The organism is Ilumatobacter sp. (assembly GCF_030065885.1).
GTDB lineage: Bacteria > Actinomycetota > Acidimicrobiia > Acidimicrobiales > Ilumatobacteraceae > Ilumatobacter.
In genome coordinates, this window is the sequence record NZ_JASJCS010000127.1 from 1 (window position 1) to 14,474 (window position 14,474).

10 protein-coding genes and 1 pseudogene are annotated in these 14,474 nt (G+C 70.2%); 3 read left to right on the top strand and 8 right to left on the bottom strand.

Features of this window, described 5'->3' with window-relative positions:
* Window positions 1-246: 246 nt before the first annotated feature.
* On the top strand, window positions 247-1,575 hold the full coding sequence (locus QNJ12_RS20260) for a hypothetical protein (protein ID WP_300625467.1): 1,329 nt from the start codon (window positions 247-249) through the stop codon (window positions 1,573-1,575).
* Window positions 1,576-1,591: 16 nt separating this feature from the next.
* Here the strand turns inward: QNJ12_RS20260 and QNJ12_RS20265 are convergent, their stop codons facing one another.
* From QNJ12_RS20265 to QNJ12_RS20275, 3 genes and pseudogenes are all read right to left on the bottom strand, one after another.
* Window positions 1,592-2,482, bottom strand: a complete 891-nt coding sequence (locus QNJ12_RS20265; protein WP_300625469.1) for a hypothetical protein — start codon at window positions 2,480-2,482, stop codon at window positions 1,592-1,594.
* Between the two features lie 84 nt (window positions 2,483-2,566).
* Window positions 2,567-2,857, bottom strand: a pseudogene (locus QNJ12_RS20270) (TlpA family protein disulfide reductase); the annotation flags it as partial.
* Window positions 2,858-2,869: 12 nt separating this feature from the next.
* Complete coding sequence (locus QNJ12_RS20275) at window positions 2,870-3,154, bottom strand: hypothetical protein (RefSeq protein ID WP_300625471.1); 285 nt, start codon at window positions 3,152-3,154, stop codon at window positions 2,870-2,872.
* 316 nt (window positions 3,155-3,470) lie between these two features.
* On the opposite strand from QNJ12_RS20275, the gene QNJ12_RS20280 reads away from it, so the two are divergent.
* Entirely contained in the window at window positions 3,471-3,800 is a 330-nt protein-coding gene (locus QNJ12_RS20280) for a type II secretion system protein (protein ID WP_300625473.1), read from the top strand.
* Entirely contained in the window at window positions 3,794-4,030 is a 237-nt protein-coding gene (locus QNJ12_RS20285; RefSeq protein ID WP_300625474.1) for a hypothetical protein, read from the top strand. The genes QNJ12_RS20280 and QNJ12_RS20285 overlap by 7 nt, the downstream gene beginning before the upstream one ends.
* A gap of 165 nt (window positions 4,031-4,195) precedes the next feature.
* On the opposite strand, the gene QNJ12_RS20290 is transcribed toward QNJ12_RS20285, so the two are convergent.
* The 5 genes from QNJ12_RS20290 to pulA all read right to left on the bottom strand — a co-directional run bounded on the left by QNJ12_RS20290 (window position 4,196) and on the right by pulA (window position 14,432).
* On the bottom strand, window positions 4,196-4,426 hold the full coding sequence (locus QNJ12_RS20290) for a hypothetical protein (protein ID WP_300625476.1): 231 nt from the start codon (window positions 4,424-4,426) through the stop codon (window positions 4,196-4,198).
* Window positions 4,427-4,492: 66 nt separating this feature from the next.
* Window positions 4,493-5,110: a hypothetical protein gene (locus QNJ12_RS20295; RefSeq protein ID WP_300625477.1), complete on the bottom strand. Its 618-nt coding sequence runs from the start codon at window positions 5,108-5,110 to the stop codon at window positions 4,493-4,495.
* A gap of 111 nt (window positions 5,111-5,221) precedes the next feature.
* Window positions 5,222-7,123 carry an HAD-IA family hydrolase gene (locus QNJ12_RS20300; protein ID WP_300625479.1) on the bottom strand — a complete coding sequence of 634 codons (1,902 nt, stop codon included), beginning with the start codon at window positions 7,121-7,123 and terminating at the stop codon, window positions 5,222-5,224.
* Complete coding sequence (gene mce, locus QNJ12_RS20305) at window positions 7,120-7,521, bottom strand: methylmalonyl-CoA epimerase (RefSeq protein WP_300625480.1); 402 nt, start codon at window positions 7,519-7,521, stop codon at window positions 7,120-7,122. The genes QNJ12_RS20300 and mce overlap by 4 nt, the downstream gene beginning before the upstream one ends.
* A 176-nt stretch (window positions 7,522-7,697) precedes the next feature.
* A complete protein-coding gene (pulA, locus tag QNJ12_RS20310; RefSeq protein ID WP_300625482.1) occupies window positions 7,698-14,432 on the bottom strand; it encodes a pullulanase-type alpha-1,6-glucosidase in 6,735 nt (2,244 codons plus the stop codon).
* Between the last annotated feature and the right edge of the window lie 42 nt (window positions 14,433-14,474).

Consider the following 14,474-nt stretch of genomic DNA (forward strand, 5'->3'; position numbering starts at 1 on the left):
CCGACGCCGAGCGTGGCCGCCCCGACTCCGCCGACCACTTTGAGCTTGCCGACGCCGAGCGTGGCCGTCGATCAGGATTTCGCCGCTGCGGGCTCGCCCGACCCGAGCTCACCGACGCCGAGCGTGGCCGCCCCGACTCCGCCGACCACTTTGAGCTTGCCGACGCCGAGCGTGGCCGTCGATCAGGATCTGGCCGCTGCGGGCTCGCCGGACCCGAGCTCGCCGGCCCCGAGCACGGTTGCCGACGTGCCGTACCTCCCGCCGGCGGCGCAGCCGGAGCCCCCGCCCGTCGAGGAACCCGAGTTCGACGCCAAGGCCATGGTCCAGGCGATGACCCGCAAGGTCGAGCAGCCTGCCTACGGTTCGCTGCCCGCAGCGACGGCGGAGAACCGCGAGGCGGCGCAACGGCTCCGCGAGCAGGCGCGCCGGAAGCGCCAGCGCAACCGGAACACCGCGTGGTTCGTGGCCGTTGCGTTCCTCGGCGCGATCGGCACCGCCGGCTTCTTGGCATACCGCGAGTACGGGCGCGACCAGGACCGCAAGGCAGCCGAGCGGGCCGCCGCAGCCGCCGAGCCCGACGAGGGCAGCGCAACCGAGGCGCTGCTCGAACCGGACGAGGCGGTGACCGAGGGCGGCGCGGACGACCCGTTCGACGAGCAGGAGGGCATGCTCGAGGCCGCCGACGACCTCGGCTCGACGGCACAGTCGAGCGGCGGCGGGCTGCTCGGGGCCGTCGAGGACGCGAGAGCTGCCGCCGACGCGTTGAACGATGCGCAGGACCTCCCCGACGGCGAGGTCGGCGGTGCGGCGCCGGGCTCGGAGGTTGCGGCCTTCCCCGACTACCGCTCGATCTCGCTCCACTTCCGCCGCTACGACACTGCGGCGCCGGGCTCGCCGTTCACGAGCTACACCTACGACTACGACAGCGTCGACGACAACACGATCCTGCGCGTCGATCGTTCGGACGCAGCCGGCGACGTGCTCATGGGCTTCACCGACGCCTGGCGCATGTCCATCCGCTTCGACGGCGTCGTCGATCGCGTCCTGCGGAGCGGCGCCAGCATCGCACCCGGGCCGGAATCACCGTGGGCCTCGCTGTTCGGTGAGGCGGCCGTCATGCCGCCCGAGGCGCTGCCGTTCGCCGTCGAGCAGCCCGTCGAAGAGTCGGCCGGCCTCGAGGACGGGCACCGGGTCAGGTCGTACTCGCTCGACACGGCGGCGTTTCGCCGTGCCGAGCCCGATGCGTACGCCGCGTGGCAGGCGTTCTGGACGGCGCCCGCTCCTGACGACGGCGCGTTCGTCGACCCGTCGGTCCGTCAAGTCCTCGCCGACCCGCCCTCCACGGAGTCGCTGAGCGGTGACAACAGCATCGACTTCAGTGACTTCGAGGGCCAACCGCTCGTCGACGGGGCCCTCGTCGTCTCTTCGACGAACCGCGCCGGCTACGTCGAGCTGGCGTTCATCTACGAACCCGAACAGGACTTCCGCGTCGTGTGGGTGCTCGACCTGATCAGCGACGATCCGGCGTTCATGCGCCTCGACGACCTCGACTGGATCGACGCACCAGCGGAGTAGCGCCCCGACGCCAGGCTCAGCCGATGAGGGCGATGCGTTCGAGCACCTCGCTGCCGAGGAAGCCGACGCCGTCCGGATCGAACGGGGCGTCGAACGACTGCAGCTGGAGCTGGCTGAGCGCTCGGCCCTGGCGGAAGTAGAACACGTCGAAGAAGAAGGTGCCGGACTCGCCGTCGACGTCGATCGGGATGCGCACCAGGTACTCGACGACCACGTCGTCGCCGAGCGAGGACGGCCGCCTGTCGACGGTGATCTCGCCGATCGTCAAGCCTTCCGGTGCGGTGGGGTCGGCGACGATCTCCTGCGCGAAGAAGCGCTGCATGGCGTCCGCCAGACACGGCGGTGCGTCCTCGGTGGCGACCTCGAGCATCGCGGCGATCGCCATCTCGTCGTCGTCCGCGAGGAGGACCTCGTGGGTGACCGACGTGACGCCGTCGGGCGCGGTGAAGTCGCCGGTGCCGACGTCGCGACCCTCCAGCAGGTCGCCGACGAGCTCGCCGTCGTCGCCGACCAGGCAGGCGTCGAAGTCCTCCTGGAACGGCTCGGCGCCGGTGTCCTCGTCGTCGTCGGCGGGTTCTTCGACCCACCCCGCGGGGAAGTCGTCGATCGTCAACAGCGCGGTCCGGGCGAGCTCCATGTCGGCCGCCAGTGCCGGGTCGATCGGCGCGTCGGTGGTCGGTGCCGCCGTCTCGAGTGGAGCGGTCGTCTCGGGCGGTGCCGTCGTCGCCGGTGTCGTGGCGGGGACGGTCGTCGGCCGCGGGGCGGTGGTCGGCGGCGGTGCGGTCGTCGCCGGTGGGGCGGTCGATGTCGCCGATGCCGGCTCGGTGGTGGACGACTCGTCGCTCGACGAACACGCCGTGGCCAGCGAGATCGCCAGGAACGTCACGATGGAGAGCTGCCGTCGCATGGCGTGTCACCCTAGGCAGGCGCACCCACCGGCGTGCGGCCACCCGTCGCGACGTCGCCCGAGAATCGCCGGGATCGGCTGCTGTCAGGCGGCCGCTTCGGCGGCCAGACGGAGCACCTCGTCTTCGGGGAAGCGCCCGAGCCACGCCTCGATGACCTCGCCGTCGGGGCTCAACAGCGCGGCGGCGGGCTGGCTCCGGATGCCGAACTGGTCCCACGACACGAACGTCTCGTCCCAGTACATGGGGAAGCTGTAGGTGCCGTACTCGCGCACGAAGTCGACGGCCTCCTCGGCCGAGTCCTGTGTGCCGAGCCCGACCACCCGGACTGCATCACCGTGCTCTCGAGCGAACTGCTCGACGGCGGGGGCCTCCCGCCGACAGAACGGTCAATGCGGCGCCCAGAACCAGACGAGCAGCGGCTGCTCGGCCGGCAGCTCGTTGCGGAACTGCACCCAGCCCCCCTCGCCGTTGATCCGGCGAACCGCGATCTCGGGCAGCGGACTGCCGGTCACCGACTCTGCCGCGACCGGGAGCGCCGGCACCGGCCCCGGTTCGGGCTCGGGCAGCGTGATCACCGTGCCGTCCTCGGCGACCGGCGGCTCGGCCTCGCCGCCGCAGGCGGCGAGGGTGATCCCGGCTGCGAGCGCGCCAGCGACGATCCGTTTCCTCATGGGCGGCGAAACCCGCCCGTTCGGGCGCGCTATTCCCGCGGTGGTGATCCCGACGAGGCGGCTGTCGACGACCCGCGCGTCGGCCGATCGGTGCCCACGGTGCGTGACGATTCTGGAGTTCGTCAAGACCGTCCACGCAGTGTGACACCCGCAGCGCCGGCGGTTGACGAACCCGAGAAACCTTCCCCGCCTCTTGATCCACATCCCGGTCCGGCTCGTGTTCAATCGTCACCACGGAGCTCGGGCGACACCGAGCCCGTCGGAAGGAACACCGGTCATGCGTGAGCATCGATGCCGAGACAACCGAGACACTGCGGTGACGCACCGTGACCACGGGTACACCCTGATCGAGATGATCGTCGTGATCGTCGTGCTCGGGCTGCTCACGTCGGTCGTCGTGGTCGCCGTCACCGGCATCCGCACCGAGGCCGCCGACAGCGGTTGCGGGGCCGACGCCCGACAGCTCGCCGTCGCCGCCGAGGCGTACTTCGCACAGACCGGTGCTTCGCAGATCCCCTCCACCGGTGCCGGGAACGACCGGTTCGAGCAAGCCCTCGTCGACGGCGGATTCCTCCGCTCGGCCAGCGCGACGCACGATCTCGACGCAGATGGCACCATCACCACGCAAGGAGCCTCGTCGTGCTGAGGAAGTTCACCTGGAAGTCCGTCGCCTCGACGACGCCGCCGCTCGAGGTCGTGACGACGTCGCTGCGCGACGACCTGCAGATCCGCAACCTGCTCGACGACCCCCGACTCCGGCGGTCGATGGGCCTCGAGGTGTTGCCGTACGGCGTGCCCGCCGAGCCCTTGCCAGCACCGGTTCGGCCGGCGGTCCCGTTCAACCGCCGCAGGCTCCTCGGCGAAGCCGCCGCGTAGATCTCCCACCCCGACCTGCGCTCCGGTCACCTGTCCCAGTCCCAGGGGAAGGTGGCCGGAGCGCCGTCGCGTCTGCCCCGAGCGCCTGACCCGGCACGGCATGCGGCGCGACCCGGGAACGCACCTGCTCTTCACGGAGCGTGCGACGTGTTGGCTGGCGACCGGTCAGGCGTTGGCTGCGAGCTCGAGGACCTCGTCCTCGGGGAACCCGCCCCGCCAGGCAGCGAGCACGTCGCCGCCAGGTCCGAGCAGCACGGCCGACGGTTGGCTCGAGATGCCGATCTGGGTCCACGACTCGAACGTCTCGTCCCAGTACATGGGGAACGAGTAGGTCGAGCGGGACTCGACGAACTCGGCGGCGTAGGCGCCGTCGTCCTGCGTGCCGAGTCCGATCACCCGGACGGTGTCCCTGTTCTCTCGAGCGAACTGCTCGACGCCCCCGGCTTCCCGGCGGCACGTCGGTCAATGTGGCGCCCAGAACCAGATGAGCAGCGCCTGCTCGGACGGGATCTCGTTGCGCAGGTTGACCCAGCCGCCGCCGCAGTTGATGCGCCGGACCGCGAGGTCGGGCAGGATGCTGTCGGCAGAGGCAGCACGGACTTCGAGCGCAGGGGCGGGCCCGGCGGCCACGTCGGTCGGCGTCGGCGAGTTGTCGGCCGAGCACTGATCGGTCGGCCAGGCCACGTCGGGCGGTGCGGGTGGGTCGGTCGCAGCCGGAGCGGCCGTGGTCGCGGGTGCCTCGGCGTCTGGTGCGACCGAGGTCGAAGCGGCGCCCTCGGCGGCATCCGCGTCGCCGTCGGTCGCGGTCGCGTCGCCCTGTTCGGTGGCTCCGTCGGCGGCCGAGGTGTCCGCCGACGCGTCCTGGGTGGTCGCCGGCGCGGCGGCGGAGTCAGTTGCCGTGGTGGCCTCGGTCGCGTCGTCGTCGCTGGAGGCTGCGTCGCTCGCGCCTGCATCGCTCGACGCGGCCGACGGCGACACGGTGACGGTGGCGCCGGCGTCACCGGTGGAGTCGGTGGATCCGCACGCTGCGGCCAGGATCCCGAAGCCGGCTGCGACGATGGCCCACCGGTGTGCACGCATCCGCCCATTCTCGCACCGCCCGTGGCCGGCGCGCAGTCGTTTCCCGAATGTTCACGGTCCGGCCGGGTGGCCGAGAGCGGCTCGTCGGCGCCGTCGCTGCGCTCGACGCGGTCAGCCCTCTGCGGCGAGTGACCGGCGACTGGCGTCGACGACGGCGCTCCAGACGTCGTCGTCCTCGTAGCCGAGCGCCCACAGCGCGACGCCACCCCAGCCGGCCCGGCGGGCGATCTCGACGCGCGCCGCAGCCCCCTCGGCGTCGACCCAGTGCACCCTGCGGTTCTGCACGCAGGACGTCGCGCCGTCCTCGACGGTGAGCGCGTAGACGAACGACCACTCGGCCGTCGTCTCGTCGTAGACGGGGGTGCCGCCGCGCCGGCTGGCGAGGTCGAGCACCGTGCGAGCGGTGGCGTTGGTGCGGCCCTCGGCCGAGCTCGGGCACGATCCGAGCGTCGACTCGACCCAGTTCGACCCGTACGCGGGAACGCCCAGGACGAGCTTGTCGTGGTGCTCCTCGGGGACGGCCAGCGACGTACCGGCGACCACCGACTCGACCCAGTCGATCGGCGCGATCGGGCCGGGCTCCTGGACCGAGTAGTCGTAGGCCATGATGCGGATCGCGTCGACGTGCTCGGCGATCGCGCCGTGATCGTACACCCAGTAGCCGTCACTGGAGTCCGCGTCGACGTTCCAGACGCCGGGGATGCTCACGGTCAGCGTGCGGCCGTCGTCGTGCAACCGTGCCGCGAGCTCGGCGACGAAGGTGACCCAGTTCGGGCGGGTGGCCGGCCACGACGCCCTGCCGTCGGCGAACGCGAACTGCTCGTAGTCGAGGTCGATGCCGTCGGCGTCGACGTCGTCGGCGAACGCCATGATCGCGTCGACGTGCTGGGACCTGGTCGCCGGATCGGCGAGGATCGCCGCCATCCCCCCGGCGGGCATCTCGTCGACGATCGACGGCACGACGCGCGCCGCCGAGGTCTGCGCCTCGTCGAGGAAGGCACTCGCGAGTTCCTCGGACGCGTTCTCGTCGACGACGATGTCCGTCGCTCCACGCGCGCCGTACCAGAACGGCGACAGCTCGCGGATCTCGCCGAACCGCACGTCGGTCTCGCGCGTGGTGTCGCCGAGCGTCCAGTACGGGGCCCACACGTCGATCGGGACGGCACCGGGCGGCAGTGCCGGCTCGGCCTCACCGTCGTCGCCGCCGAACAGCGCGACGCCGAGGATCAGTGCCGCCACGACGGCCACCGCGAGGAGGACGCGGCGGCGTGCCTCGCGACCGAGCGTGAACGGCGCGCCGCGCTGCGCCGACTCGTCGGCTGCGAGCTGCTCGTCGACGAGCGCCCGGAGGTCGTGCGCGCCGACCCCTTCGAGCGTGTCGACGACGGCGATGCCGCGCCCCGGCGACAGCTCCTTGACGTTGGGCACCCCGATGACGTGGCAGCCGGCCCGGCGCGCCGAGCGGAGGCCGGTCGGCGAGTCCTCGATCGCGATGCAGTCGAACGGGTCGGTCCCGCAGGCCTCGGCGCCGAGACGGTACGGCTCGGGGTGCGGCTTCCCCATGCCCTCGGGGACCTCGTCGCCCGTGATGGCAGCGACGAACGACCCTTCCGGCAGGGCAGCCAGCACGGGGTCGACGAACCGGCGCCACGACATCGTCACCAGCGCGCAGGGGACTCCCTCGGCGTTGAGCTCGGCGAGGAGCTCGCGCGCACCCGGCCGCCACGGGATGCGGCGGTGCAGCCGGGCGATCACGCCGTCGAGCAGCCGGTCGACGATCTCGTGGCGGGACAGCTCGACACCACCGTGCTCTTGCATGTAGGCAGCCGCGTCGAGGAGGTCGAAGCCGACCATCGCGTGGGCATGGTGATCGGGCCACTCGTTGCCGAACTCCTCGACGAGGTCCCGCTCGGCGGCGAACCAGTACGGCTCGGTGTCGACCAGCGTGCCGTCCATGTCCCAGAGCACCGCTGCTGGGAGCGTGCCGGGGACGGCGTCGACGGTGGCGGTCACTCCTGCACGAGTTCGATCAGTGTGCCGAAGCTGCCCTTCGGGTGGATGAAGGCGACCGTGGTGCCGCGACTCCCGGGCCGGGGTGCTTCGTCGATCGGCGTCGCACCGGCGGCGACCATCGCCTCGAGCGCGGCAGCGCAGTCGTCGACGCGGTACCCGACGTGGTGGAGGCCTTCGCCGCGCTTCTCGATCGACTTCGCGATCGGTGAGTCGTCGCGCGTCGCAGCGGTCAGCTGGATGTAGCTGTCGGCGACCTTGACGAGCGCCTCCTCGACGCCGTCGCTCTCGACGATCTCGCGGTGGTGCACCTCGGCGCCGAAGGCGTCGCGGTAGTACTCGATGGCGGCTTCGAGGTCGCGGACGGCGATCGCGATGTGATCGATCTCGGTGAGGATCATGACGCCCATTCTGCCGGAAGTCGCGGAGTCTGCCGAGTCAACCGGCCGATCGGTTGGGGCGGATGCCGCGTGAGTGAGACCGGCGGGAGGCGAGGTCGTGAGCGCTACGAGCGCACGGTGTGCCCGCCGGCACCGGGGTGCCGGCGGGCAGAGGGGTCACGCGCGGGGGATCCTCGTCACCAGCGCCACCACCACCAGGGACGCGGTCGCCGGAACTCGGCGACGTCGGTCGCGGTGGCCGTGTTGCCGGCCTCGTCGGTGCAGGTGGCCGTCAACACGAAGTCCCGGCCCCAGATGAACGTGATGAACGGCAGGCTGATCGAGCCGTCCCGCCAACGATGCTTGATGAGGAACACGAGATCGCCGTCGTCGACCGGCACGCCGTTGACATCGGCCACGACTGTGGTCTCGCCCCGGTCGTCGCTGCACTCGACACCGACATGGAAGAGACCGATCCGACGGGTGCTCCAGATCCTGTCGAGCTCGGCCTCGACCTCGGGCGGCGTCTCGTCGGGGCCGAGGTCGACGAACACGACCGCTGTGCGGGCGGGCACGGTGAACTCGCCGGTCGCATCGTCGTACGTCGACGTGCCGACGATCGGGTCGACCGATCCGGCGAGCACCGGGTGCAGCTCGAGCGGGGCGCCGATGAACGACGGGTCGGTGTAGGACACCGCCTCGTCGGTGGCGTTGACCAGCAGCAGCATGCCCTCGTAGTCGTCGTCGAGATCCTCGAAGCCGTCGACGTCGTCGCGGATCGACATCGCGATCAGGCCCGGCGTCTGCCCGGTCCCGGTGTTGCCGAACGACAGGCGGGCCTGGATCTCGTCGGCGGTCTCGAGGCGGAAGAGCTCGGAGCTCTCGCGGACCTCGAGCCATTCGCGGGTGACCGCGACGTTGAACTCGATGTCGTCCGGCTCGGGTACGAGGTCGGGGTTCGCCAGCAGCGGGCCCTGGATCGGCCAGTTCGACTGGTTCTTCTCGGCGACGGGCAGGCCGACGCCGAAGTTGTTCGACTGGTAGGTGAAGTCGAGCTTGTTGAACCAGTCGCCCGAGTTGAACGAGTCGCGATCGAGCGACTTCGAGCGCAGCATGTCCTGGCCGGCGTGGAAGAACGGCACGCCCTGAGCGAGCGCCGTGATGGCATTGCCGACGTTCTGCGCACGAACCCGCTCGTCCATCGTCGTGTCGACCGGATGGTGGTACTGGCCGATGTCGAACAACGTCTGGTTGTCGTGGGCGGCGATGTAGACGATGTTCTCCTGCGGGTCGGCGGTGTAGCCGGCCGGCGAGCCGTTGTAGTCGATGTCCTTGCCGGTCACGAGGTCGCCGTTGCTGTCGACGAACTCGTAGTCGGCGAGGTTGCCGGCGAGCCCGACGCGGATCTGGTCGGCCGAGAGCAGCAGCTCGTTCAAGGCGTTCGCCTCGGACAGCCCGCCGTTGCTGTCGTACCAGAGCCCGTTGATGAAGCCCTGGTTGTCGAGCAGCGACTGACCGTCGTCGAACGGTCCACCACCCCGGACGGCGTCGCGGAGCCGGTCGGAGAACGTGCCGATGCCGGTGCCGGCCATCTCGAGCTGGGTGGCCTGGACGAAGCGGGCGTTGTTCGCCACCTCGCCGAAGTTCCAGCCCTCGCCGTACAGGTAGATCGACGAGCCGTCGACGCCGTCGTCGGCGAGCGTCAGCTCGTCGAGCGCGGCGCGCACGTCGAGCATGTTCTGCTTGCTGTGGTGGCCCATCAGGTCGAAGCGGAAGCCGTCGACCTTGTGCTCCTTCGCCCAGGTGACGAGCGAGTCGATCATGAGCCTGCCCATCATCGCGTGCTCGGTCGCCGTGTTGGCGCAGCACGTCGACGTCTCGACCGCGCCGACGTCGTTCAGGCGGTGGTAGTAGCCGGGCACGATGCGGTCGAGCACCGACTTCTCGGCCTGGCCCGAGGCGTTGGTGTGGTTGTAGACGACGTCCATCACGACGCGGAGCCCGGTCTCGTTCAGCGACTGCACCATCTCGCGGAACTCGACGATGCGCTGCGACCCGTCGGGGTCGGTCGAGTACGAGCCCTCGGGGGCCGTGTAGTGGAACGGGTCGTAGCCCCAGTTGAAGCCGTCGAGGTCCTTCACGGCCTCGACCGCCGCCTGTTGCTCCTCGGAGTCGGGCGGGTACGTGGCGAGGACGGCCGGATCGGGCTCGACCCGCTCGGCTGCGTTCTCGTTGATGGTCGCGATGTCGAACGACGGCAGCAGGTGGATGTGGCTGAGGCCTGCGTCGGCCAAGCCCTCCAGGTGCTCCATGCCGTTCGAGCCGTCCGCGCCGAACGCCGCGAACGTGCCGCGCAGCTCCTCGTCGACGGTCTCGTCGGCGATCGAGAAGTCACGGACGTGCAGCTCGTAGATCGAGATGTCCTCGGGCCGCTCGAGGTCGGGCTTCTCGACGTCGTCCCAACCGTCGGGCGCCAGCGCCGGGTCGGTGAGGTCGACGATGTGGGTCCGCGTCGAGTTCATCGACAGCGACACCGAGTACGGGTCGGTCACGAAGTTGGTCTCGACGGCACCCGTCGACGGCACGTACACCTCGATCTCGTAGAGGTAGTAGGCGCCGTTCCACGAGCTGCCGCCGATCGCGGTCCAGGTGCCGGTCGCGGCGTCCCACGTCATCGGGAACGTCGTCGAGGTGGTGGCCGGGTCGGCGTCGGCGAACACGTGGAGCGTGACGGTCTTCGCCGTCGGCGCCCACAGCGCGATCGTCGGCGCGTCGCCGTCCCACGTGACGCCGAGGTCGGTGTCGGTGGCGTAGAGGTCGTCGAGCACGCCCGGGATCTGGATGCCGGTGGCGTCGAGGCGGAGGCCCGCGTCGGTCGCCTGGACCGCGATCTGCCCGGTCAGGATCGACGGGACGTCGCCGAGGTCGCCCGAACCGATCTTCAGCGTCGGCTGCCCGCTCAGGTGGAGGAACGTGCCGTCGATGTGGTCGAAATCGTCCGGGTCGAACGGTGCGCCCGGCGTCAGGTCGAGGCACGTGCCGCCCTCGATGCCGGCGCCGCCCAGCGTCATCCCGCCGGTCGGCGCGTGGCAGAGCGCATAGTCGACGCCTGGGTCGGTCGCTGACGTCCACACGATCGTGTCCTCGGCGACCCAGTGGGCGCGCTGCTCGCCGATGTCGCCCGGGGCGACGCCGGCACCGAGGATCGGGAGCACGTAGTGCGGCGTCTCGGGGTCGGACGGGTTCTCGCCCGACAGCTGCCACACCTCGTACCCCCATGGGTCGAACGTGAGGAACTGGTCCGGCCCGGGGTCCTTGTCGTCGCCGCGGTGGATGATGTACGCCAGCTGCGGCGCGCCGTCCTGCACGGGCACCTCGAACCGCGGTCCGAACACGTCGACGTCGACCCAGCGCACCGGGTCGGGCCAGTCGGTCGGGCTCACCGAGCCCTCCCAGACGTGGAGGCCCCAGAAGTCGTTGAAGTCGGGGCTCGTGTTGTCGCCGTAGTCGCCGTCGGGGCGGTGGTAGTGGATGACGGCCACGTCCTCGGCGGCGCCGCGCGACGGGTAGATCTCCTCGTCGCCCGAGATCTTCCACACCGTCGGGATGTCGAACGGGATGAAGCTCTCGTCCGGGCCCGGATCCTTCTCGTCACCGCGGTGGATGATGAAGTTGAGCGGCTGTGTGCTGTCCTGGAGCAGCACGTTCCAGAAGGCGCCGAAGTCGTCGATGCCGTCGGGGGGCTTCGGTGACGTCCAGTCGGTGCCCTCGCTCGGGTCGATCGCATCGCCCCACAGGTGCAGGCCCCAGAACGTGTTGAAGTCGGGGCTCGGCGTGCCGTAGTCGCCGTCGTCGCGGTGGTAGCGGATCGTCGCGTAGCCCTGGGCATCGGCCTGGCTGAGGTAGATCGTCTCGTCGCCCTGGTTGATCCAGACCTCGGGCGTCTCGTCGGCGTTGAAGCCGCGGTCGGGGTCGGTGTCCTTCACCCCCTGGTTCTGGACGATGAAGTTGACCTGGCTGCCGTCGCCGCGCTGGATCCAAGCGAAGCGGCCGAACTCGTCCTCCCCCTCGAACGGCTTGCCGACCGGCCACGTGGTCTCCTCGGACGGGTCGATGCCGTCGCCCCAGAGGTGCAGACCCCAGTAGTCGGGTCCGGCGGTGTGGTCGCCGTAGTCGCCGGCGGGCCGGTTGTAGTGGATGACGGCGTAGTCGAAGCCGCCGAACGCGGGCGGCTCCTCTTCGCCGACGACGGCCGCCACCTTCGCCGAGGAGATCGCGCCGGACATGTTGTCGGCGATCGCCTTGTACATCAGCGGCGTGCCGGGGGCGAGGCCGGACACGTCGTGGAACATGCGGTAGGGAGCGTTGTCGTCGGTGCCGATCGGCTCGTAGGTCGTGCCGCCGTCGGTCGAGACCGCGAACGTGACCTCGGTGTAGCCCGCGAGCGACAGGTCGGCGCCGACCTCGACGCGGCCGAGCACCTCGCTGTCGGCGGCCGGTGCGTTCATCGTGACGACGGGTGCGATCGTCGGGACGGTGATGCCGGCGTCGGCCCGGTAGACCTTGACGCCGAGCGCCGGGACGTCGACGCTCAGGTTGCCGGCGCCGTCGGCGGTGACGGCCGGGCCGCCACCGGGGTAGATCTCGGTGAAGCTCGTGTTGGGGGAGTCGGTGCCGAACGTCGCCGAATCGGCCGCCTCGCTGTTGTTGAGCGCCACCACGTACTCGACCTTCTCGGTCCGCTCGATGCGGCTGAACGCGAGGATGCCGGCCGAGCCCTCGCTGTACCGCTGGAGCTGCGCGCCCCGCGTCAGCGCCGGGTGCGCCTCGAGCAGCCCGCCGTACTCGGCGAGCGTCGTGTACAGCGGGTGGCCGGTGTCGAAGTTGTCGTCGGCCGGCGACGCAGCGGTGCCGATGTTGTCGTCGTCGTTGTACGTGGCGACCTGGCTCGGGAACATGTCCTGGCGGGCGTCCTGGTCGCCGCCGTCGCCGACGAAGCCCTGCTCGTCGCCGTAGTACACGACGGGCGCGCCCCGCCCGAAGTACATGAGGGCGTGCGCCAACTGGTCGCGGGCGAGCAGCTCGGCGTCCGTCGCGCCCGGGTTGTCCTGGTTGACGAAGAGGCCGAACCGGCCGATGTCGTGGTTGCCGAGGAACAGCGTCTGGCTGTATGCGTTGCTGTCGGCGTCGGTGTAGTAGTCGTCGGCCGCGTACAGCCCAGCGACGTTGTCGGTCGGGCCGCTCTGTGACGCGAAGTTGCGCGCCGTGCCCTGGAACGCGAAGTCGAGGGTGGCGTCGAGCGGCAGCTCGGTCGAGAAGCGGCTGAGGAACTGGACGTCGAAGTCGAACACCTCGCCGAACATGAAGAAGTCGTCCTTGCCGAGCGACGAGGCGTGTGCGTTCAGCTCGGGGCCGAACGCCTCCCAGAACTCGTCGTTGACGTGTTTGACGGTGTCGATCCGGAAGCCGTCGATGTCGAAGTCGGAGACCATGTCCTTGAAGACCTGGATCAGGCCGTCCTGCACCTCGGGCTTCTCGGTCCAGAGGTCGTCGAGGCCGAAGAAGTCGCCGTAGAGGCTGTTCTCACCGCTGAACGTGCTGTTGCCGCGGTTGTGGTAGTTCGAGGGGTCGTCGAGGAAGTCGGGGAACTTGACCGTCTCGTCGGCGACGCTGTCGAACGTCGGCGTGTACGGGAACGTGATGGCGGGGTCGACGGGCGGGAACGTGCCGGTGCCGGCGTAGTCCGAGTCGTCGAACGGCGCGCCGGTGGCGTCGAGGTACGGCTGGTCGGCCTTGGAGATGTACGGCGGCTCGTCGCCCTCCTCGTAGGTGATCACGTCGCCGGTGTGGTTGGCGACGATGTCGAAGTAGACGTCGATGCCGAGCGCGTGCGCGGCGTCGACGAAGGCGACCATCTCGGCGTTGGTGCCGAAGTGCGGGTCGATCGACGAGTAGTCGATCTGCCAATAGCCGTGGTAGCCGGCGCTGATGCCGCCCGGCGCGCCGCCGACCCACCGGTTGGTGAACGGTGGCGTCACCCAGATCGCGTCGACGCCGAGACTGTCGAGGTACGGCAGCTGCCCCGTGAGTCCGGCGAGGTCGCCGCCGTGGTAGAAGCCCTTGTGGGTCGGGTCGTACCCGTTGACGAGCGGATCGCCCGAGAGGTCACCGCCGCTGTCGTTGCTCGGGTCGCCGTTCGCGAAGCGGTCGGGCATCACGAAGTAGAAGACGTCCTCGGCCGCCGCCTCGCGGACCGGTGGCCGCACGAGCAACTCGTCGCCGGGCTCGGCCGTGCCGCCACCCGGGTCGAACGACACCGAGTCGTCGGCCGTGTCGTAGGTGAACGTGACCGTGGCGCCTGCTGGCACGGTCATCGGGACGTTGCCGGCGGGGAACGAGGTGGCCCAGTCCTCGTCGAGGGCGACCTTGAACTCGTACGTCCCGGCGGGGATCTGGTCGGTGGAGAAGGTGTAGACGCCGTCGCCGTCGATGTCCTGCAGCCACGACTGCAGGCACCACGGCTGCCAATCGCCCGAGCAGCCGAGCTCGCTCTGGAAGCTGCCCGCGGCGGTGGCGATCGTCGAGTTGACGTCGTCGGTGACCCACTTCGTGTCGGGGTCGAAGTAGAACTTCACGTCGGTCGGCGCGGCGAGGTCGAGCGGGATGTTGGCACCGCCCGGCTGCGCGTTGGCGCCGTAGTTCTCGTCCCAGCTGTCGTTGATCGCGGCCTTGTACTCGTACGAACCCGCAGGGAGCGTGAACGTGCCCTGATAGACGCCGTCCTCGGCGTCGAAGACCAGGTGGGTGTCGGCGCAGTCGGGTTGCCAGTCGCCGGGGCATCCCAGCTCGTCTTGGAGGCTTCCCGCCACGGTGACGGTTCCGGGATCAGCAGTGTGATCGGCCACCGCAGCCGGGGCGATGGCGGTGATCATCGTGGCGAGCATTGCAATGGTGGACAGCAGCGAAACGGTGTG